Genomic DNA, 19,184 nt, shown 5'->3' with positions numbered 1-19,184 from the left:
CTGCACCATAATTGGCTAAGCGCTTGCTCGCCCGGGTCTTGTGCCCGGTGGAACACGTTCTTAGCATCACTGGTGTTACATCGGTTGTGTCACAGAGCTGGGGGCTGGATGTCGGAAGCGAAGACGCCTGCGCGGACGTCGATGCGTACACCGGGCACCGAGGGCCCGCTCGCCGGTGTGCGCGTGGTCGAGCTGGCCGGTATCGGTCCCGGGCCCTTCGCCGCCATGCTCCTGGCCGACCTGGGCGCCGACGTCGTCCGCGTCGACCGCCCCGGCGGACCGGGCCTCGGCATCGACCCCGCCCACGACGTCACCAACCGCAACAAGCGCTCCGTGGTCGTCGACCTCAAGGCACCGGACGGCCCGGCCCGCGTCCTCGACCTCGCCGAACGCGCCGACGTCCTGATCGAGGGCTACCGCCCCGGCGTCGCCGAACGGCTCGGCGTCGGCCCCGGGGACTGCCACGCCCGCAACCCGGCGCTCGTCTACGGCCGCATGACCGGCTGGGGCCAGGAAGGGCCGCTCGCCCAGCGCGCCGGGCACGACATCGGGTACATCGCGCTCACCGGCGCCCTCGGCATGATCGGCGCCCCCGGCGAGCCGCCGCCCGCCCCCGCCAACCTCCTCGGCGACTACGCGGGCGGCTCCCTCTACCTGGTCGTCGGCGTCCTCGCCGCCCTGCACCACGCGCGCGCGAGCGGCACCGGGCAGGTCGTGGACGCCGCCATCGTCGACGGCACCGCCCACCTCTCCTCGATGATCCACGGCATGCTCGCCGCCGGCGGCTGGCAGGACCGGCGCGGCGCCAACCTCCTCGACGGCGGCTGCCCCTTCTACGGCACTTACGAGACCGCCGACGGCCGGTACATGGCGGTCGGCGCGCTCGAGCCGCAGTTCTACGCCGAGTTCATGCGGCTCCTCGGCCTCCCCGACATGGCACCGGCCCGCGACGACATGGCCCGCTGGCCCGAGCTGCGCGAGGCCGTCGCCGCACGGTTCAAGTCCCGCACCCGCGACGAGTGGACGGCCGTCTTCGCCGACTCCGACGCCTGCACGGCACCCGTCCTGTCGCTGCGCGAGGCCCCGCACCACCCGCACCTCGCAGCCCGCGGCACCTTCACCGACCACGGCGGCACCACCCAGCCGGCCCCCGCGCCCCGCTTCTCCGCGACCCCCACCGCCGTACGCGGCGGGCCCGCCCTGCCCGGCGCCGACGCCGAGTCCGTGACCCGCGACTGGGACCTGCCCCGCGAGCCGGGCCCGCCCCCGGCGTCCCTCCCGAACCCCGCAGTGCACAACCCTCAGTGAAAGGCCTGCCAGTGAGCACCGAAGCGTACGTGTACGACGCGATCCGCACCCCGCGCGGACGCGGCAAGGCGAACGGCGCCCTGCACGGCACGAAGCCCGTCGACCTGGTCGTCGGCCTCATCCACGAGATCCGCGCCCGTTTCCCGGGCCTGGACCCGGCGGCCGTCGACGACATCGTGCTCGGCGTCGTCGGCCCGGTCGGCGACCAGGGTTCCGACATCGCCCGCATCGCCGCGATCGCCGCCGGACTGCCCGACACCGTGGCCGGCGTCCAGGAGAACCGCTTCTGCGCCTCGGGCCTGGAAGCCGTCAACATGGCCGCCATGAAGGTGCGCTCCGGCTGGGAGGACCTGGTGCTCGCGGGCGGCGTCGAGTCCATGTCCCGGGTGCCGATGGCCTCCGACGGCGGCGCCTGGTTCAACGACCCGATGACCAACCTCGCCACCGACTTCGTCCCGCAGGGCATCGGCGCCGACCTGATCGCCACCATCGAGGGCTTCTCGCGCCGCGACGTCGACGAGTACGCCGCGCTGTCCCAGGAGCGCGCGGCGACCGCCTGGAAGGAGGGCCGTTTCGAGCGCTCCGTCGTCCCGGTGAAGGACCGCGCCGGTCTCACCGTCCTGGACCACGACGAGCACCCGCGCCCCGGCACCACCGCGGACTCGCTGGGGAAGCTGAAGCTCTCCTTCGCCGACATCGGCGAGCTGGGCGGTTTCGACGCGGTGGCGCTGCAGAAGTACCACTGGGTGGAGAAGATCGACCACGTCCACCACGCGGGCAACTCCTCCGGCATCGTGGACGGCGCCTCCCTGGTCGCCATCGGCTCCAAGGAGGTCGGTGACCGCCACGGGCTCACCCCGCGCGCCCGGATCGTCTCCGCGGCCGTCTCCGGTTCCGAGCCCACCATCATGCTCACCGGCCCCGCCCCGGCCACCCGCAAGGCCCTCGCCAAGGCCGGGCTGACCATCGACGACATCGACCTGGTCGAGATCAACGAGGCCTTCGCGGCGGTCGTCCTGCGCTTCGTCAAGGACATGGGCCTGTCGCTGGACAAGGTCAACGTCAACGGCGGCGCGATCGCGCTCGGTCACCCGCTCGGCGCCACCGGCGCGATGATCCTCGGCACCCTCGTCGACGAACTGGAGCGCCAGGACAAGCGCTACGGCCTCGCCACCCTGTGCGTGGGCGGCGGCATGGGCATCGCCACCATCGTCGAGCGCATCTGACCCCCTCCCGACGGATACGACGGATCACCTGGAGCACACCCTCATGAGCACCGAGCCCACCACCATCCGCTGGGAACAGGACGACACCGGCGTCGTCACCCTCGTCCTCGACGACCCCGACCAGTCCGCGAACACCATGAACCAGGCGTTCCGCGACTCCCTGGCGGCGATCACCGACCGCCTGGAGGCCGAGAAGGACTCCGTCCGCGGCGTCATCGTCACCTCCGCCAAGAAGACCTTCTTCGCGGGCGGCGACCTGCGCGACCTCATCCGCGTCACCCCCGAGACGGCCCAGGACCTCTTCGACGGCGGCATGGCCATCAAGCGCAACCTGCGCCGCATCGAGACCCTCGGCAAACCCGTCGTCGCCGCCATGAACGGCGCGGCCCTCGGCGGCGGCTACGAGATCGCCCTGGCCTGCCACCACCGCGTCGCCCTCGACGCCCCCGGCTCCAAGATCGGCTGCCCCGAAGTCACCCTCGGCCTGCTCCCCGGAGGCGGCGGCGTCGTCCGCACCGTCCGGATGCTCGGCATCACCGACGCCCTGCTGAAGGTCCTCCTCCAGGGCACCCAGTACAACCCGCGCCGCGCCCAGGAGAACGGCCTGGTCGACGAGGTCGCCGACAGCCGCGAGGACATGCTCGCCAAGGCCCGCGCCTTCATCGACGCCCACCCGGAGTCCGCCCAGCCCTGGGACAGGCCCGGCTACCGCATCCCCGGCGGGACCCCCGCCCACCCGAAGTTCGCGGCCAACCTGCCCGCCTTCCCGGCCAACCTGCGCAAGCAGACGAACGGCGCCCCCTACCCGGCGCCGCGCAACATCATGGCCGCCGCGGTCGAGGGCTCCCAGGTCGACTTCGAGACGGCCCAGGTCATCGAGGCCCGCTACTTCGTCGAACTGGCCGCCGGACAGACCTCGAAGAACATGATCCAGGCGTTCTTCTTCGACCTGCAGGCGGTCAACTCGGGTGCCAATCGCCCGCAGGGCGTCGAGCCGAGGAAGGTCACCAAGGTGGCCGTCCTGGGCGCCGGGATGATGGGCGCGGGCATCGCCTACTCGTGCGCCCGCGCGGGCATCGACGTGGTGCTGAAGGACGTCGCGCTGGAGTCGGCGCTCAAGGGAAAGGCGTACTCCGAGAAGCTGTGCGCGAAGGCCGTCGCGAAGGGCCGTACGAGTCAGGAGAAGGCCGACGCGCTGCTGGCCCGGATCACGCCGACCGCCGAGGTCGCCGACCTGGCGGGCTGTGACGCGGTGATCGAGGCGGTCTTCGAGGACACCTCGCTCAAGCACAAGGTGTTCCAGGAGATCGAGCACGTCGTCGCCCCGGGCGCGCTGCTGTGCTCCAACACCTCCACCCTCCCCATCACGGCGCTGGCCGAGGGTGTCGAGCGGCAGGGCGACTTCATCGGGCTGCACTTCTTCTCGCCGGTGGACAAGATGCCGCTGGTGGAGATCATCAAGGGCGAGCGGACCGGGGACGAGGCGCTGGCGCGGGCCTTCGACCTGGTCCGGCAGATCAACAAGACGCCGATCGTCGTCAACGACTCGCGGGGCTTCTTCACCTCCCGGGTCATCGGCCACTTCATCAACGAGGGTGTCGCCATGGTGGGGGAGGGCATCGAGCCCGCTTCAGTGGAGCAGGCGGCGGCCCAGGCGGGCTACCCGGCCAAGGTGCTGTCCCTGATGGACGAGCTGACCCTGACCCTCCCGCGGAAGATCCGCAACGAGACGAAGCGGGCGGTGGAGGAGGCGGGCGGCACCTGGAGCGCGCACCCCGCCGAGGCCGTCATCGACCGTATGGTCGACGAGTTCGGCCGCCCGGGACGCTCCGGCGGTGCGGGCTTCTACGAGTACGGCGAGGACGGCAAGCGCGCCGGGCTGTGGCCGGGCCTGCGCGAGCACTTCACCAAGCCGGGACACGAGATCCCCTTCGCCGACATGCAGGAGCGGATGCTCTTCTCGGAGGCGCTCGACACCGTCAAGCTGCTGGAGGAAGGCGTCCTGACCTCCGTCGCCGACGCCAACATCGGCTCGATCTTCGGCATCGGCTTCCCGGGCTGGACCGGCGGCATCCTTCAGTACATCAACGGTTACGAGGGCGGCCTGCCCGGCTTCGTGGCCCGCGCGCGCGAGCTGGCCGACCGCTACGGCGAGCGCTTCACGCCGCCCGCGCTGCTGGTGGAGAAGGCGGACAAGGGGGAGGTCTTCACGGACGGCCGCTGAAGGCGGTGCCCGCGGCGGGGACGGGGGTCGCGCCTCAGTCCTCGCCGCCTCCGTCGAGCCACTCCCGCAGCTCCTCGCGCAGCGACCGCTGGAACGTGGTCAGCAGCGCCTGCACCACGAGCGGGTGCATGTGCGCCGACAGGGACCGCACCTCCGGCGCGTCGCGCTCGGCGACCGCGTCGCGCAGCAGCCGCGACAGGTCGCGCGCGGCGGCGCGGGAGTGCTCCAGGAGGGCCGTGCGGGCGGCGAGGACCGTCTCGGGGGAGAAGGGCACGTCGAGCAGCTCGACGCCGAGCCGCAGCAGCCCGGCGTCGACCCGGTAGACGCCGCCGTCCTCCGCGTCGGCGTCCCGGACGACGATGTCCATCGCCGTCAGACGGTCCACCTCCTCGTCGGTCAGCGGGCGGCCCGCCCGCCGGCCCAGTTCGTCCCGCGTGACGCGCTCCACGCTCTGAGGCGCCCAGGAGGCCACCACCGCGCGGTGCAGTGCCAGGTCGTGCGGGCTCAGGTCCTCCGGCAGCCGTTTCAGGTACCGCTCGATGGCGGCCAGCGTCATGCCCTGGTGCTGCAGCTCCTCGATCAGCGCGAGCCGGGCCAGGTGCTCCCGGCCGTAGTGCCCCACTCGGCGCGGGCCGAGCACCGGTGGCGGCAGGAGGCCTCTGGTGCCGTAGAAGCGGACCGTGCGCACCGTGACGCCGGCCCGCGCGGCCAGCTCGTCGATCGTGAGGGTCGGCTCCTCGGTGTCGGTCGTCGTCATGTGCAGCAGTATCGCTGTCTCACCAGTGCTGTGAAACCTCTCGCGCACCTGTCGCACGCCTCTTGCCCGCCCCGTGCGGACCACCGGTGGATCTTGTGAGAAGTCACGCTGTGTGACATGAACCACCGCATGCCCACGCAGCGTCGTGGGAAGGTGCCGTGTTGGTCTGTGCCGCGTCAATGGGTGGTGCGGGCCCGAGACACACGTACGGACGACTCGGGCGTACCCCGCCCGAGCGCACCAGAGAGTGGAACCACCCGTGAGCAAGGACGCCGTCGACACGGCACAGGCCGCCCATCCCCAGGCGGCCGGAACCATCCCCGCGGACGCGGGCGACGCCGGTTACAGCAAGGACCTCAAGGCCCGCCACATCAACATGATCGCCATCGGCGGCGCGATCGGCACCGGCCTCTTCCTCGGCGCCGGCGGGCGTCTGCGCGACGCGGGACCGGCCCTCGCGATCGCCTACCTCGTCTGCGGCGTCTTCGCCTTCTTCGTCGTCAGGGCCCTCGGAGAGCTGGTGCTCTACCGTCCCTCCTCCGGATCCTTCGTGTCGTACGCGCGCGAGTTCCTCGGCGAGAAGGGCGCCTACGTCGCCGGCTGGATGTACTTCCTGAACTGGTCGACGACCGGCATCGCCGACATCACCGCGATCGCGCTGTACACGCACTACTGGAGTATGTTCACGAGCATCCCGCAATGGGTGCTCGCGCTGATCGCCCTCGCGGTGGTCCTGGCCGTGAACCTCATCTCCGTGAAGATCTTCGGCGAGATGGAGTTCTGGTTCGCGATCGTCAAGGTCGCCACCCTCGTCGGCTTCATGCTGATCGGCATCTTCCTGCTCGCCACCCAGCACGACGTGGGCGGGCACACGCCGGGCCTGAGCATGATCACCGACCACGGCGGTCTCTTCCCGCAGGGCATGATGCCCGTGATCGTGGTCATGCAGGGCGTGATCTTCTCCTACGCCGCCCTGGAGCTGGTCGGCGTCGCCGCCGGTGAGACCGCCGAGCCGGAGAAGGTCGTCCCGCGCGCGGTCAACTCCATCATGTGGCGCGTCGCCCTGTTCTACGTCGGCTCGGTCGTCCTGCTGGCGCTGTTGCTGCCGGGCTCGCTCTACTCCGGCGACGAGAGCCCGTTCGTCACCGTCCTGTCGAAGATCGGCGTCCCGGCGGCCGGTGACGTGATGAACCTCGTCGTCCTCACGGCGGCGATGTCCTCCCTGAACTCGGGCCTGTACTCCACCGGCCGCATCCTGCGCTCCATGGCGACGGCCGGTTCCGCGCCGAAGTTCACCTCCGTCATGAGCCGCAGCCAGGTCCCCTACGGCGGCATCCTGCTGACCTGCGGGGTCTGCGTGCTCGGCGTCGGGCTGAACTTCCTGGTGCCGAGCAAGGCCTTCGAGATCGTGCTGAACGTCGCCTCGCTCGGCATCATCAGCACCTGGGTGATCATCATGGTCTGCCACCTGGTCTTCGTCCGCCGGGCGCGGTCCGGGCTCGTCAGCCGCCCGCACTTCCGGCTGCCCGGCAGCCCGGTCACGGAGATCGTCACGATCGGCTTCCTGCTGGCCGTGCTCGTCCTGATGTGGAACGACGCGGAGGTCGGCCGCAAGACCCTCTTCCTGGTCCCCGTGATCGCCCTGATGCTGGTGGCGGGCTGGTTCGGCGTCCGGCGCCGGGTGACGGAGAACGCCGCGCGGGAGCTGTCCCGGACGACGGAGTAGCACGCGTCAGGAGTGCGGGCCGGGGCCACTGTCAGTGGTGGCCCGTACGGTGGCGTCATGTCGGAGATCAGCTATGTCCGGGGTGACGCCACCGCGCCGTCCGTCAAGGGCGTCAAGGTGATCGCCCACGTGTGCAACGACCTCGGCGGCTGGGGCAAGGGCTTCGTCCTGGCCGTCTCCCGCCGCTGGCCCGAGCCGGAGGCGGCGTACCGCGCCTGGCACCGCGACCGCGCGTCCAACGACTTCGGTCTCGGCGCGGTCCGGTTCGTCCAGGTCGAGCCGTTCGTGTGGGTGGCCAACATGATCGGCCAGCGCGGCATACGGGCCGGCAGCAAGGGCGTCCCCGTGCGCTACGAGGCCATCGACACGGCCCTCGGCAGCCTCGCCGACAAGGCGGCCGAGCTGGGCGCGTCCGTGCACATGCCCCGCATAGGGTGCGGCCTGGCCGGGGGCAAGTGGTCGCGCGTGGAGCCGCTCATCATCGATCGCCTCGCCCGGCGCGGCATCCCCGTGACCGTCTACGACCACGGGGACGCCGCCTAGGACGGTCCGTCCTTCCAGCGCGCGCGCCCGCCCGCCGCCCGGCCCTGTTACACGATCGCCATCCGGCCATCATGGGCCACCCCCGGCCCTCTTATGCGGGGGAGTGGACCGATGTACCGTCCGCGCATGCCGATACGCATGCGCCTCACCTCTCGGAGACCGCTCGCGACGGCGGCCCCGGCCCACCTGTCCGCCCCGCGCGTCGACGAGGGCCGCTCCGGCCCGTGCGCCGACACGCCGACGCTCACCTTGGACCGCTCCCGCACGTCGGCCCGCGTACCGTTCGTCGGCGGCACCGCCGCGTCCACCAGGGCCACCGCCGGTACGCGGACCGTCGCCCCGGCACCCGCGCCGGCCCCCGGCGCGACCCCGCCGCACCCCACGCACCGCGTCCCGAAGGGAGCCCGATGCACCGCCTGGGCACCCTCACCGCGACCACCGCGTCCCTTGCCGCGTCCCTCCTCGTCCCCTCCCTCCTCACCGCACCCGCCCACGCCGACGGTTCCGCACACCACCCGCCCCGCACCGGCTTCGAGCGGACGCACGGCGCCCGCTGGACCACCCAGCCCGAGGAACAGGCGCTCCTCGCGGCAGCCGACCGGGCCGGCGGCAGGGTCACCCTCGACCGCATCGGCACCACGAAGCAGCACCGTCCGCTCCAACTCGTGACGATCGGCCGGCCCTCCGCCCCCAACAAGGTGCTCCTGGTGTGCAGCCAGCACGGCGACGAACCCTCCGGCCGCGAGGCCTGCCTGACCACCGTGCGGGACCTCGCCTACGCCACCGACCGCGCGACCCGGCGCTTCCTGGACCGCACCGCCGTGCTGGTCGTGCCCACCGCCAACCCCGACGGCCGGGCCGCCGACACCCGCGGCAACAGCGACGGCGTCGACGTCAACCGCGACCACCTCGCCCTGGAGACGGCCGAGGCCCGCGCCCTGGCCGCCGTCGTCCGCGACGAGCGTCCCGACGTCATCTACGACCTGCACGAGTACGGCGCCACACCCCCGTACTACGACAAGGACCTCTTCGACCTCTGGCCCCGCAACCTCAACACGGCTGCGCCGGTCCACGACGAGGCCCGCACCCTGTCCGGGGCGTATGTCCGACCCGCCGCCGAACGAGCCGGCTACTCCACCGGCACGTACGGCATCTGGACCGATCCCGAAACCGGCGACCCCGTCAAGCAGACCGCCGGCGACGGCCAGGAACGCATCCTGCGCAACATGTCCGGCGTGAAGCACGCGGCCGGCCTGCTCATCGAGAGCCGCGTCGACGCCCTCACGGACGCCGAGCGCGAGGACCCGGCCCTGAACCACCGGCGCCGGGTGGACTCCCAGCTCGCCGCCCTCGACGGAATGTTCCGCTACGCGGACGTGCGGCGCGCACGCGTCGAGGCGGCCACCGGGGCCGCCCGCCGGGCAGGCCTGGCCGATTCCGGACCCGTGTACCTGGGCGGCGCCGACAACGACCCGGCCGAGGCCACGGAGGTGATCCAGGACCCGCCCTGCGGCTACCGGCTGACCTCCGCGCAGTACACGGACATCGGGGACGAACTCGCTCTGCACGGTGTACAGGTGCGCCGGACCGGGGAGAAGGGCGCCTACGTACCGCTGCGCCAGTCGCAGCGTGCCCTGGTGCCGCTGCTCCTGGACGAGCGCGCGGCGTACCACGTGACGGTGGGTGAACCCGATACCCACTGCTGAGGAGGTGAGTTCCGCGTCATACGTGGTAAGGGCGTAGCGGACGGGTATTTTCGGCCTCATCGACTTGAAAGGTGCCGCCTGTGACGCAGGACCGACCAAGCGACAAGGAAGAGCACGAAAGAGGCACCCTTCCCGGTTCGGAAGCGGGCCTGCCGGGGCAGGAGCACAGGCCCCGGACCGACCGCGTCGTCTTCGGCGTCACGGCCGTCCTGACCCTGGCGTTCGTCATCTGGGGCGCCGCCGCCACCGACTCGCTGGAGGACGCCTCCAGCACCATGCTCGGTGGCCTGATGCACAACGGCGGCTGGGGGTTCACGCTTGCCGCGTCCGGGTTCGTGGTCTTCGCCCTCTGGCTCGCGGCCAGCCGCTACGGCCGCATCCACCTGGGAGCCGAGGGCGAGGAACCCGAGTTCCGCACCGTGTCCTGGGTCGCCATGATGTTCAGCGCGGGCATGGGCATCGGTCTGATGTTCTGGGGCGTGAGCGAGCCGCTGGCGCACTACACGACCGCCCCGCCCGGCACGAACCCGGCCGACTCCGGCGCCAGCATGGAGACGGCCATGGCCACCACCCTGTTCCACTGGACGCTCCATCCGTGGGCGATCTACGCGGTGGTCGGTCTCGGCATCGCCTACAGCACCTTCCGCAGGCGCCGCAGGCAGACCATAAGTGCCGTGTTCACCCCGCTCATCGGCGAGAAGCACGCCAACGGCGCCGGCGGCCGGGTCATCGACATCCTGGCCATCATCGCGACGATCTTCGGCTCCGCGGCCTCCCTGGGCCTCGGCGCGCTGCAGATCGGCTCAGGCGTGGAGAAGCTCGACTGGATGGACAAGGTCAGCACCGGGCTGCTGGTCGGCATCATCGCGGTGCTCACGGTGGCGTTCGTGGCCTCCGCGATCTCCGGCGTCGAGAAGGGCATCCAGTGGCTGTCCAACACCAACATGGTGCTGGCCCTGCTGCTCGCCGTGTTCGTGTTCGTCGCGGGCCCGACCATCCTCATCCTCGACCTGCTGCCCACGTCGATCTTCGGCTACCTCGGCGACCTGCCCGAACTGGCCGGCCGCACGGAGATCAGCGGTGGCAAGGGCGTCGCGGACTGGCTGAGCAGCTGGACGATCTTCTACTGGGCATGGTGGATCTCCTGGACGCCGTTCGTCGGCATGTTCATCGCCCGCATCAGCCGGGGCCGGACCATCCGTCAGTTCATCGGCGGCGTCATCCTCGTCCCGAGCGTGGTCAGCCTGATCTGGTTCGCGATCTTCGGCGGCTCGGCGATGCGGCTGCAGGAGCAGAACCGGCTGGGCGACGACACGACCCCCGAGGGCCGGCTCTTCGCCGTGCTGCAGGAGTACCCCATCGCCACCGCCACCAGCCTGCTGGTGATGATCCTCGTCGGCATCTTCTTCGTTTCGGGAGCCGACGCGGCCTCCATCGTGATGGGCACCCTCTCGCAGAAGGGCGCGCTCGAACCGAGCCGCTGGGTGGTGGTCTTCTGGGGCGTGGTGACCGGCGCGGTCGCCGCGATCATGCTCCTGATCGGCAGCGGGGAGGGGGACGCGCTCACCGGTCTGCAGAACCTCACGATCCTCGCGGCGGCGCCCTTCGTCATCGTGATGATCTTCATGTGCGTGGCCCTCATGCGCGACCTGCGCCGCGACCCGCTCATCGTGCGCGGCGAGATGGCCTCCGAAGCCGTCGGCCTGGCCGTCATCGAGGGTCACAAGCAGTACGAGGGCGACTTCGAGATCCGGATCGGTCCCGGCCCCGGCACGGACGTGGAGGGCGACCCGATCGGCAAGCACCACGGGGACTGACCCCCGCGGGCCGGCCGACCGGAACACCTGCCTCAGGAGGCGAGCCGGGCCGCCTCCTGAGCGCAGCCCCAGGCCACGGTGACGCCCGCGCCGCCGTGACCGTAGTTGTGCACCAGCACCCGCCCGTCCGGCAGCGTCCCGCGCTCCAGCCGGACGGCGTCCCGCGCCGGCCGCAGCCCCACCAGGTGCGCGAGCACCCGCGCCCCGGCGATCTCGGGCCGCAGGGCCGCGCACCGCCGCACGATGGCCTCCGCGACCGCCGGGTCCGGCTCGGCCGACCAGGCGTCCTCCTCGGCCGTCCCGCCCAGCAGGAGCCGGCCGGGCTGCGGAAGGAAGTACGTCGTCTCCCCGGAGTCCGCGTCGGCCGAGACCAGCCAGTTGTGGACGCCGGGGTTCTCCACGACGACCAGTTGCCCGCGCACCGGCCGCACGGCCGGGTCCGGCACCAGGTCCCGGGCGCCCAGGCCGGTGCAGTTGACCACGACCGGCGCGTCCGCCTCGGCCAGGTCGGTCACCGCACGGCTCTCCACCGTGCCGCCCGCGGCCACCAGCCGCTCCCGCAGCCACGGCAGATGAGTCGACATGTCGATGAGCGGCAGGCGGGCCCACAGTCCCGAACCGCCGTACTCCGCGGCCGTCGCCGCACGCAGCCCCGGCAGCCGGGCCGAGGCCCACGCACCCACCTCGTCCGGACCGGTCTCGCCGAGCACCCCTGCGACCATGCGTACGCCGGTCTCCTCGGGCCGCGCCGCCAGCTCCTCGTACACGTCCAGGGAACGCAGCGCCCACGCCTGCGCCAGCGCGACCGGCTCGATCCGGTACGGCCACCACAGTCCGCCCGCGACCACCGATGTGGTCCGCTCGACGGGCTCCCGCGTCCACAGCCGCACCCGCCTGCCCCGCTCGGCGAGGACGACGGCCGTCGTCAGCCCGATCACCCCGCCGCCGACCACGACGACTTCGCCGGTCAGTTCGCCATCCAGTCCGGTTTCCACACCAGGACGTTAACCGAACGCCCCATGCCGTGCCCGGAGCGGCCCCGCCCCGGGAACACTCACCGTGTACCGCCTCGACCGCACCCACGCCCACGAGGTCGTCGACGGCGCGATCGAACCGCGAGGCCATCGCGTCGCCCCGGACACGGGCGCGTGGAAGCGGCGCGCCTTTGGGGCGGCGTACACGCCGGGAAGTGGGCTGGTCACGGCGGTGAGGCGGGACGGGCCGGGCGGACCGGCGCCGGGGAAACCCGGCTGAGCGGACGCCCGGGCGCGGCTAGGATCGACGGTCTGATGACTGCCACCCTCGTCGCCAAGAACCTCGCCGCCGGCCACGGCGACCGCTCCCTGTTCACCGGGCTCGACCTCGTCGTCGCACCTGGAGACGTGATCGGTCTCGTCGGGGCCAACGGCGCGGGCAAGTCCACCCTCCTGCGGATGCTCGCCGGGCTGACCACGCCGGAAGAGGGGGAGCTGCGCCTGTCCCCGCCCACCGCCACCGTCGGCCACCTCCCGCAGGAGCCGGAGCGCCGCCCCGGCGAGAGCGTCCGGGAGTTCCTGGCCCGCCGCACCGGAGTCACCGTCGCCCAGCGCACCATGGACGAGGCCACCCAGGCCCTGGTCGACGGAGCCCCCGGAGCCGACGACGCCTACGCGACCGCCCTGGAGCGCTGGCTGGCCCTGGGCGGCGCCGACCTCGACGAGCGGGCCGGGGAGACCGCCGAGGCGCTGGGCCTGACCGTCGACCTGGACCAGCCGATGACCTCCCTGTCCGGCGGCCAGGCCGCACGCGCCGGCCTCGCCTCCCTCCTCCTCTCCCGCTACGACGTCTTCCTCCTCGACGAGCCGACCAACGACCTCGACCTGGACGGCCTGGAGCGGCTCGAACGCTTCGTGTCCGGACTGCGGGCCGGCACCGTCGTCGTCAGCCACGACCGCGAGTTCCTCACCCGCACCGTCACCAAGGTCCTGGAACTCGACCTCGCCCAGCGGCAGATCAACCTCTACGGCGGCGGCTACGAGGCGTATCTGGAGGAACGCGAGGTGGCCCGGCGGCACGCCCGCGACGAGTACGAGGAGTACGCCGACAAGCGTGCCTCCCTCCAGGACCGGGCGCAGACGCAGCGCGCCTGGATGGACAAGGGCGTCAAGAACGCCCGGCGCAAGGCGGGCAACGACAACGACAAGATCGGCCGCAAGTTCCGCAGCGAGGCCAGCGAGAAGCAGGCCGCCAAGGCCCGTCAGACGCAGCGCATGATCGAACGCCTGGAGGTCGTCGAGGAACCGCGCAAGGAATGGGACCTGCGCATGGAGATCGCCTCGGCGCCCCGCTCGGGCGCGGTCGTCGCCACCCTGCGCGACGCCGAGGTCCGGCGCGGCGACTTCGTGCTCGGCCCGGTCTCCCTCCAGATCGACTGGGCGGACCGGGTGGCGGTGACGGGAGCCAACGGCGCGGGCAAGTCCACGCTCCTCGGCGCTCTCCTGGGCCGCGTCCCGCTCGACGCCGGGCACGCGGCGCTCGGCTCCGGGGTCCTGCTCGGCGAGGTCGACCAGGCCCGCAAGCTGTTCCACGGCCCCGAGATCCTGCTCGACGCCTTCCGCGCCGCCGTCCCCGACATGGAACCGGCGGAGATCCGCACCCTGCTGGCCAAGTTCGCCCTCAAGGCCGACCACGTCAAGCGCCCGGCGTCGACCCTCTCACCCGGCGAACGCACCAGGGCGGCCCTCGCCCTCCTCCAGGGCCGGGGCGTCAACCTCCTGGTCCTGGACGAGCCGACCAACCACCTCGACCTGCCGGCCATCGAACAACTCGAATCGGCCCTGGACGCCTACGAGGGCACGCTCCTCCTGATCACCCACGACCGCCGCATGCTGAACGCGGTACGAGTCACCCGCCGCCTGGAGGTGACGGACGGCAAGGTAGTGGAGGCTCCCGCGTAACTGCGGGCAATTGTGCCTCCCCCAGTGCCTGAACGGCCTGGCAGGTACCCCCAGGGCGATGGGGGTCCCCCCGCGCGAGCGCAGCCGAGCGTGGGAGAGGGGGGGGCGGTGGGGGCACCTCCCGCTCGAGCGGAGCCGAGAGTGGGGGAGGCACCCCGCAACGCCGGGCCGCGCCCCGCGCCCCCACCGCCCCGACGCCGGGCGCCTACGCCAACCCGGCCCGCCGCAACGCGTCAGCCATCGCCCCGTTGGACGGAGCAGGAGCCGATGACGGACGCCCCTTCCCCCCACCGCCGGAAGCACCCCGCTGCTGCCGCTGCCGAGGCGGCCTGCCGCCCCGCTCCTTCTTCGGCTCCCCTGGCGAACCCTGCGGAGCCGCCTCGTCGTCCAGCCGCAACGTCAACGAGATCCGCTTGCGCGGAATGTCGACGTCCATCACCTTCACCTTCACGATGTCCCCGGGCTTCACCACGTCCCGCGGGTCCTTCACGAACGTCCTCGACATCGCGGACACGTGCACGAGCCCGTCCTGATGCACACCGACGTCCACGAACGCCCCGAACGCGGCGACGTTCGTGACGACACCCTCCAGCACCATCCCGGACGACAGGTCGGAGATCTTCTCCACGCCCTCCTTGAAGGTGGCCGTCTTGAAGGCGGGCCGCGGGTCGCGTCCCGGCTTCTCCAGCTCCCGCAGGATGTCGGTGACCGTCGGCAGACCGAACGTCTCGTCCACGAACTGGTCCGGCTTCAGCGACCGCAGCACCGACGTGTTGCCGATCAGCCCGGCCACCTCCTGCCCCGCTGTCTTCACCATCCGCCGCACCACGGGGTACGCCTCCGGGTGCACGCTGGACGCGTCCAGCGGGTCGTCGCCGCCCCGGATCCGCAGGAAGCCCGCGCACTGCTCGTACGCCTTGGGGCCGAGCCGGGACACCTTCTTCAGGGCGGTGCGCGACGTGAACGGCCCGTTCGCGTCGCGGTGCGCCACGATGTTCTCGGCGAGCCCGGAGGTGATGCCGGAGACCCGGGCGAGCAGCGGCGCGGAGGCCGTGTTGACGTCCACCCCCACGCCGTTGACACAGTCCTCGACCACCGCGTCGAGGGAGCGGGACAGCTTCACCTCGGAGAGGTCGTGCTGGTACTGGCCGACGCCGATCGACTTCGGGTCGATCTTCACCAGCTCGGCCAGCGGGTCCTGCAGCCGCCGGGCGATCGACACCGCGCCGCGCAGCGAGACGTCCATGTCCGGCAGTTCCTGGGAGGCGAAGGCGGAGGCCGAGTACACCGAGGCGCCCGCCTCGGACACCATCACCTTGGTGAGCTTCAACTCGGGGTGCTTGGAGATGAGTTCCCCGGCGAGCTTGTCGGTCTCGCGGGAGGCCGTGCCGTTGCCGATGGCGATCAGGTCGACCGCGTGCTCCTTCGCCAGCCGCGCCAGCTTGGCGATCGCCTCGTCCCACCGGTTGGCGGGGACGTGCGGGTGGATCACGTCCGTGGCCACGACCTTGCCGGTCGCGTCGACCACGGCGACCTTCACGCCGGTACGGAAACCGGGGTCGAGGCCGAGCGTCGCCCGGGTGCCGGCCGGGGCGGCAAGGAGCAGGTCGCGCAGGTTGGCGGCGAACACGTTGACCGCCTCGTCCTCGGCGGCCGTGCGCAGCCGCAGCCTGAGGTCGATGCCGAGGTGCACCAGGATGCGGGTGCGCCAGGCCCAGCGGACGGTGTCGCCCAGCCACTTGTCGGCGGGCCGGCCGCGGTCGGCGATCCCGAACCGGCTCGCGACGATCGCCTCGTACGACGAGGGACCTTCGGTGGGCTCCTCGGGCTCCAGGACGAGGTCGAGCACGTCCTCCTTCTCGCCGCGCAGCATCGCGAGGACGCGGTGCGAGGGCAGCTCGGTGAACGGCTCGGCGAAGTCGAAGTAGTCGGCGAACTTGGCGCCGGCCTCCTCCTTGCCGTCCTTCACCTTGGCGGCGAGCCGCCCGCGCCCCCACATCCGTTCGCGCAGCTCGCCGATCAGGTCGGCGTCCTCCGAGAACTTCTCCGCCAGGATCGAGCGCGCCCCGTCCAGGGCGGCCTGCGGATCGGCGACCCCCTTGTCGGCGTCCACGAATGCGGCCGCCGCGGCCAGGGGATCCACCGACGCGTCGGCGAGCAGTCCCTCGGCCAGCGGCTCCAGACCCGCCTCGCGCGCGATCTGCGCCTTCGTCCGCCGCTTCGGCTTGAACGGCAGGTAGATGTCCTCCAGGCGCGCCTTGGTCTCCGCACCGCGGATGCGCGCCTGAAGCTCCTCGGTGAGCTTGCCCTGCTCACGCACCGAGTCGAGGATCGCCGTACGCCGCTCTTCCAGCTCCCGCAGGTAGCGCAGCCGTTCCTCGAGCGTGCGCAGCTGCGCGTCGTCGAGCATCTCGGTCGCTTCCTTGCGGTAGCGGGCGATGAAGGGCACCGTCGAGCCGCCGTCCAGCAGCTCGACCGCGGCCTTCACCTGCCGCTCCCGCACGCCGAGCTCGTCGGCGATCCTGCTTTCGATGGACCTCACGTCGATGGACGCGCTGGACGCGTCGGACGCGCTGGACCCGGGTGTCGTCACGATCCCGTACCGCCTTCTCACTGAGGTTGCGCGGCAATTGTGGCAGGTGGCGACGACAATCGGGGATCAGGGCGCCGTCCCGGCCGGTCGGAACCGGTGGGAAGCCGGTGGGGAAGGGGCCGGGATCAGACCCGGCGGCCCCGGGTGGCGGACGATGCCCCGCCGAAGAGCCGGGCCAGGGCCCGGAAGGGAAGCGTCACCACGGTGGCGACTGCGCCACCGATCTGGCGCAGTACGTCTGCGATGGCACGGAACACGAGTTGCCCCTTTCGTCTCCCGGCCGCCCCGGCCGGGAGACGTACGGGTACCTCCGTACCGGCGCCGCATGCCCGTCCGTACGCCGCTGTGCGCGCCCGGGCGTGTCGACAGCGCGTCAGCGCTTGGCGAGCAGGTCCGCCGGGAAGGCGCCCGCACCGAGTGCCGTACGCGCGAAGACCGCCCCGAGTTCCGTCAGGCGCGCCACACCCTCCGCTCCCAGGTGTGCGTAAGGGGCCGTGTCCAGCCGGTCGGTCTCCCCTTCGATGCCCTCGCGCAGGGCCGTGCCCTCCTCGGTCAGCTCGCCGGCCGCGTCGACCAGCCCCCGCTCGCGCAGCCGGCCGACGGCCGCGTCCCACTCCTCCTGGGTCCAGCCCCGCGTGGTGAAGATCCACTTCGGTGCCATGCCCTTGCCGGTCGCGGTGTGCGTCACCAGCGCCTCCAGGCCGTCCAGTCCCGCGGTCATCAGCGCGGCGAGGTGGCCGTCGCCGCGGTGCTCGCGCAGCAGCGTCGCCGCGTGCCAGAACGCCAGGTGCGGGGCATCGGGCACGGGCAGGTCCGCGTGGGCCGAGTAGAGCGGGCGGGCGCTGCGCGAGCAGGCCTCGGCGGCGCGCAGGGCCAGCCCGGCCGCCTCCGCCATCTCGGCCGACGCCACGGCCTCCTCGCCCAGCAGGCGACGCAGCGTCGCGTCGACGGCGCGCAGGCGTGCCGCCAGGGCCTGCTGCGGCGTGACCTTCTCCCACACGGCGGGCACGTGCCGGGCGACGAGGTCGTGCTTGTAGTTGTAGAACGCCGCCGTCACGGCACCGGCGCCGACCGGACCCAGCGCGGCGGCACGCACCGCGAAATTGACGGCCGGGGCGTCGGTGACCCCGAGGGCGCCCAGCTCCCGGCCCAGGTCGGGGGAGAAAGTAGTGCGTGGAGTGCAGGGAGTTGAGCGCGTTGTGGCAGCGGCGGCCCGCGCGTGCGTCGATGGCGGCGGTTGTCATGCCGCGCAGGTTACCAACCGCTCAGTACGTCCTCCGGGCCTCTGGGGCGCATGGCAGGAAAGGTGGGGTTCTCGTCATTGCGGCCGTCCGGCGGTGGGCGAAGAATCGACGGCATGGCGCAGCGAACCCCGCGGACCGTCCTGGTCCTCCTCTTCGACGACGTCCAGAGTCTGGATGTCACCGGCCCCGTGGAGGTCTTCGCGGGCGCCGAGAAGCACACGCCGGGCACGTACCGCATCCGCACGGCAACGCTGGACGGTGCTTCCGTACGCACGTCCAGCGGTCTGACCGTCGTACCGGACCAGGCACTCGCCGACGCGCCGGAGCCGGACACCCTGGTCGTCCCCGGCGGCCAGGGCACCCGGAACCCCGACCCGCGCCTGACCGACTGGCTGCGCGGGCACGCGCCGCGCGCCCGGCGCCTGGTCTCCGTCTGCACCGGGGCGATCCTGCTCGCCCGGGCGGGTCTGCTGGACGGCCGCCGCGTCACCACCCACTGGGCCTACAGCGACCGGCTCGCCCGCGACCACCCGGCCGTGGACGTCGACCCCGACCCGATCTACATCCGGGACGGGAACGTGGCCACGTCCGCCGGCGTCACCTCCGGCATCGACCTCGCCCTCGCTCTGGTGGAGGAGGACCTGGGCCGGGACGCCGCCCTGACCGTCGCCCGGCACCTCGTGGTGTTCCTGCGCCGCCCCGGGAACCAGGCTCAGTTCAGCGCCCAGCTCGCCGCCCAGACCGCACGCCGCGAACCGCTGCGGGAGCTCCAGCAGTGGATCACCGAGCATCCCGGCGCCGATCTGAGCGTCGAGTCCCTCGCCGCCCGCGCCAGTCTCTCGCCGCGCCACTTCGCCCGCGCCTTCCAGGCGGAGACCGGCACGACGCCCGGCCGCTACGTCGACCGGGTCCGCCTGGAACACGCCCGCCGGCTCCTCGAGGACACCGGTGACGGCGTCGAGGAGGTCTCCCGCGCCACCGGTTACGGCACGCCGGAGGCCATGCGCCGCGCCTTCGTCAGAGCCCTCGGCACCTCACCGGCGGAGTACCGCCGCCGGTTCCGGCCCGCGCCGGCCCACTGAAACCCGTCCACGCACCGTCTCC

The 19,184-nt window shown here is 72.1% G+C and carries 13 protein-coding genes and 1 pseudogene; 9 read left to right on the top strand and 5 right to left on the bottom strand.

Annotated features, from left to right (window positions below; genetic code table 11):
• The first annotated feature begins 108 nt into the window (after nt 1-108).
• The 3 genes from ABS735_RS22470 to ABS735_RS22460 are packed head-to-tail and all read left to right on the top strand — an operon-like array spanning nt 109 to nt 4,758.
• Nucleotides 109-1,308 carry a CaiB/BaiF CoA transferase family protein gene (locus ABS735_RS22470; protein ID WP_373900791.1) on the top strand — a complete coding sequence of 400 codons (1,200 nt, stop codon included), beginning with the start codon at nt 109-111 and terminating at the stop codon, nt 1,306-1,308.
• 11 nt (nt 1,309-1,319) lie between these two features.
• Entirely contained in the window at nt 1,320-2,534 is a 1,215-nt protein-coding gene (locus ABS735_RS22465; RefSeq protein WP_373900792.1) for an acetyl-CoA C-acetyltransferase, read from the top strand.
• 43 nt (nt 2,535-2,577) lie between these two features.
• Nucleotides 2,578-4,758: a 3-hydroxyacyl-CoA dehydrogenase NAD-binding domain-containing protein gene (locus ABS735_RS22460; protein WP_373900793.1), complete on the top strand. Its 2,181-nt coding sequence runs from the start codon at nt 2,578-2,580 to the stop codon at nt 4,756-4,758.
• Nucleotides 4,759-4,792: 34 nt separating this feature from the next.
• Here ABS735_RS22460 and ABS735_RS22455 read toward each other — a convergent pair whose 3' ends face one another.
• The gene (locus tag ABS735_RS22455) at nt 4,793-5,515 is read right to left on the bottom strand and encodes a MerR family transcriptional regulator (RefSeq protein WP_373900794.1); all 723 of its coding nucleotides are present in this window, start codon (nt 5,513-5,515) and stop codon (nt 4,793-4,795) included.
• Nucleotides 5,516-5,774: 259 nt separating this feature from the next.
• On the opposite strand from ABS735_RS22455, the gene ABS735_RS22450 reads away from it, so the two are divergent.
• The 4 genes from ABS735_RS22450 (at nt 5,775) to ABS735_RS22435 (ending at nt 11,307) form a co-directional block, all read left to right on the top strand.
• A complete protein-coding gene (locus ABS735_RS22450) occupies nt 5,775-7,241 on the top strand; it encodes an amino acid permease (RefSeq protein WP_373900795.1) in 1,467 nt (488 codons plus the stop codon).
• A 57-nt stretch (nt 7,242-7,298) separates the two neighbouring features.
• A complete protein-coding gene (locus ABS735_RS22445; protein ID WP_373900796.1) occupies nt 7,299-7,784 on the top strand; it encodes a macro domain-containing protein in 486 nt (161 codons plus the stop codon).
• Nucleotides 7,785-8,191: 407 nt separating this feature from the next.
• Nucleotides 8,192-9,490 (top strand): M14 family metallopeptidase, encoded by a 1,299-nt coding sequence (locus ABS735_RS22440; RefSeq protein ID WP_373900797.1) that lies wholly within the window; start codon nt 8,192-8,194, stop codon nt 9,488-9,490.
• An 80-nt stretch (nt 9,491-9,570) separates the two neighbouring features.
• On the top strand, nt 9,571-11,307 hold the full coding sequence (locus tag ABS735_RS22435; RefSeq protein WP_373900798.1) for a BCCT family transporter: 1,737 nt from the start codon (nt 9,571-9,573) through the stop codon (nt 11,305-11,307).
• Nucleotides 11,308-11,339: 32 nt separating this feature from the next.
• Here ABS735_RS22435 and ABS735_RS22430 read toward each other — a convergent pair whose 3' ends face one another.
• A complete protein-coding gene (locus ABS735_RS22430; RefSeq protein WP_373900799.1) occupies nt 11,340-12,302 on the bottom strand; it encodes an FAD-dependent oxidoreductase in 963 nt (320 codons plus the stop codon).
• Between the two features lie 294 nt (nt 12,303-12,596).
• On the opposite strand from ABS735_RS22430, the gene ABS735_RS22425 reads away from it, so the two are divergent.
• Nucleotides 12,597-14,243 carry an ABC-F family ATP-binding cassette domain-containing protein gene (locus ABS735_RS22425; RefSeq protein WP_373900800.1) on the top strand — a complete coding sequence of 549 codons (1,647 nt, stop codon included), beginning with the start codon at nt 12,597-12,599 and terminating at the stop codon, nt 14,241-14,243.
• 205 nt (nt 14,244-14,448) lie between these two features.
• On the opposite strand, the gene ABS735_RS22420 is transcribed toward ABS735_RS22425, so the two are convergent.
• The 3 genes and pseudogenes from ABS735_RS22420 to ABS735_RS22410 all read right to left on the bottom strand — a co-directional run bounded on the left by ABS735_RS22420 (nt 14,449) and on the right by ABS735_RS22410 (nt 18,080).
• Nucleotides 14,449-16,836: a Tex family protein gene (locus tag ABS735_RS22420; protein ID WP_373900801.1), complete on the bottom strand. Its 2,388-nt coding sequence runs from the start codon at nt 16,834-16,836 to the stop codon at nt 14,449-14,451.
• Between the two features lie 125 nt (nt 16,837-16,961).
• On the bottom strand, nt 16,962-17,093 hold the full coding sequence (locus ABS735_RS22415; RefSeq protein WP_007389050.1) for an LPFR motif small protein: 132 nt from the start codon (nt 17,091-17,093) through the stop codon (nt 16,962-16,964).
• Nucleotides 17,094-17,209: 116 nt separating this feature from the next.
• Nucleotides 17,210-18,080: pseudogene (locus ABS735_RS22410) on the bottom strand (SCO6745 family protein).
• Nucleotides 18,081-18,193: 113 nt separating this feature from the next.
• Here ABS735_RS22410 and ABS735_RS22405 point away from each other — a divergent pair.
• Nucleotides 18,194-19,162 carry a GlxA family transcriptional regulator gene (locus tag ABS735_RS22405; protein WP_373900803.1) on the top strand — a complete coding sequence of 323 codons (969 nt, stop codon included), beginning with the start codon at nt 18,194-18,196 and terminating at the stop codon, nt 19,160-19,162.
• Nucleotides 19,163-19,184 lie beyond the last annotated feature (22 nt).

The sequence above is a fragment of the Streptomyces sp. MMCC 100 genome (genome assembly GCF_041538145.2).
GTDB lineage: Bacteria > Actinomycetota > Actinomycetes > Streptomycetales > Streptomycetaceae > Streptomyces.
The sequence above is the reverse complement of the archived record's forward strand: the minus strand, read 5'-3'. Positions and strand labels throughout refer to the sequence as shown.

Coding starts and splice junctions, on each gene's coding strand:
- ABS735_RS22460 (WP_373900793.1), top strand. CDS start 2,578: ATGAGCACCGAGCCCACCACCATCCGCTGGGAACAGGACGACACCGGC.
- ABS735_RS22440 (WP_373900797.1), top strand. CDS start 8,192: ATGCACCGCCTGGGCACCCTCACCGCGACCACCGCGTCCCTTGCCGCG.
- ABS735_RS22425 (WP_373900800.1), top strand. CDS start 12,597: ATGACTGCCACCCTCGTCGCCAAGAACCTCGCCGCCGGCCACGGCGAC.
- ABS735_RS22455 (WP_373900794.1), bottom strand. CDS start 5,515: ATGACGACGACCGACACCGAGGAGCCGACCCTCACGATCGACGAGCTG.
- ABS735_RS22470 (WP_373900791.1), top strand. CDS start 109: ATGTCGGAAGCGAAGACGCCTGCGCGGACGTCGATGCGTACACCGGGC.
- ABS735_RS22405 (WP_373900803.1), top strand. CDS start 18,194: ATGGCGCAGCGAACCCCGCGGACCGTCCTGGTCCTCCTCTTCGACGAC.
- ABS735_RS22445 (WP_373900796.1), top strand. CDS start 7,299: ATGTCGGAGATCAGCTATGTCCGGGGTGACGCCACCGCGCCGTCCGTC.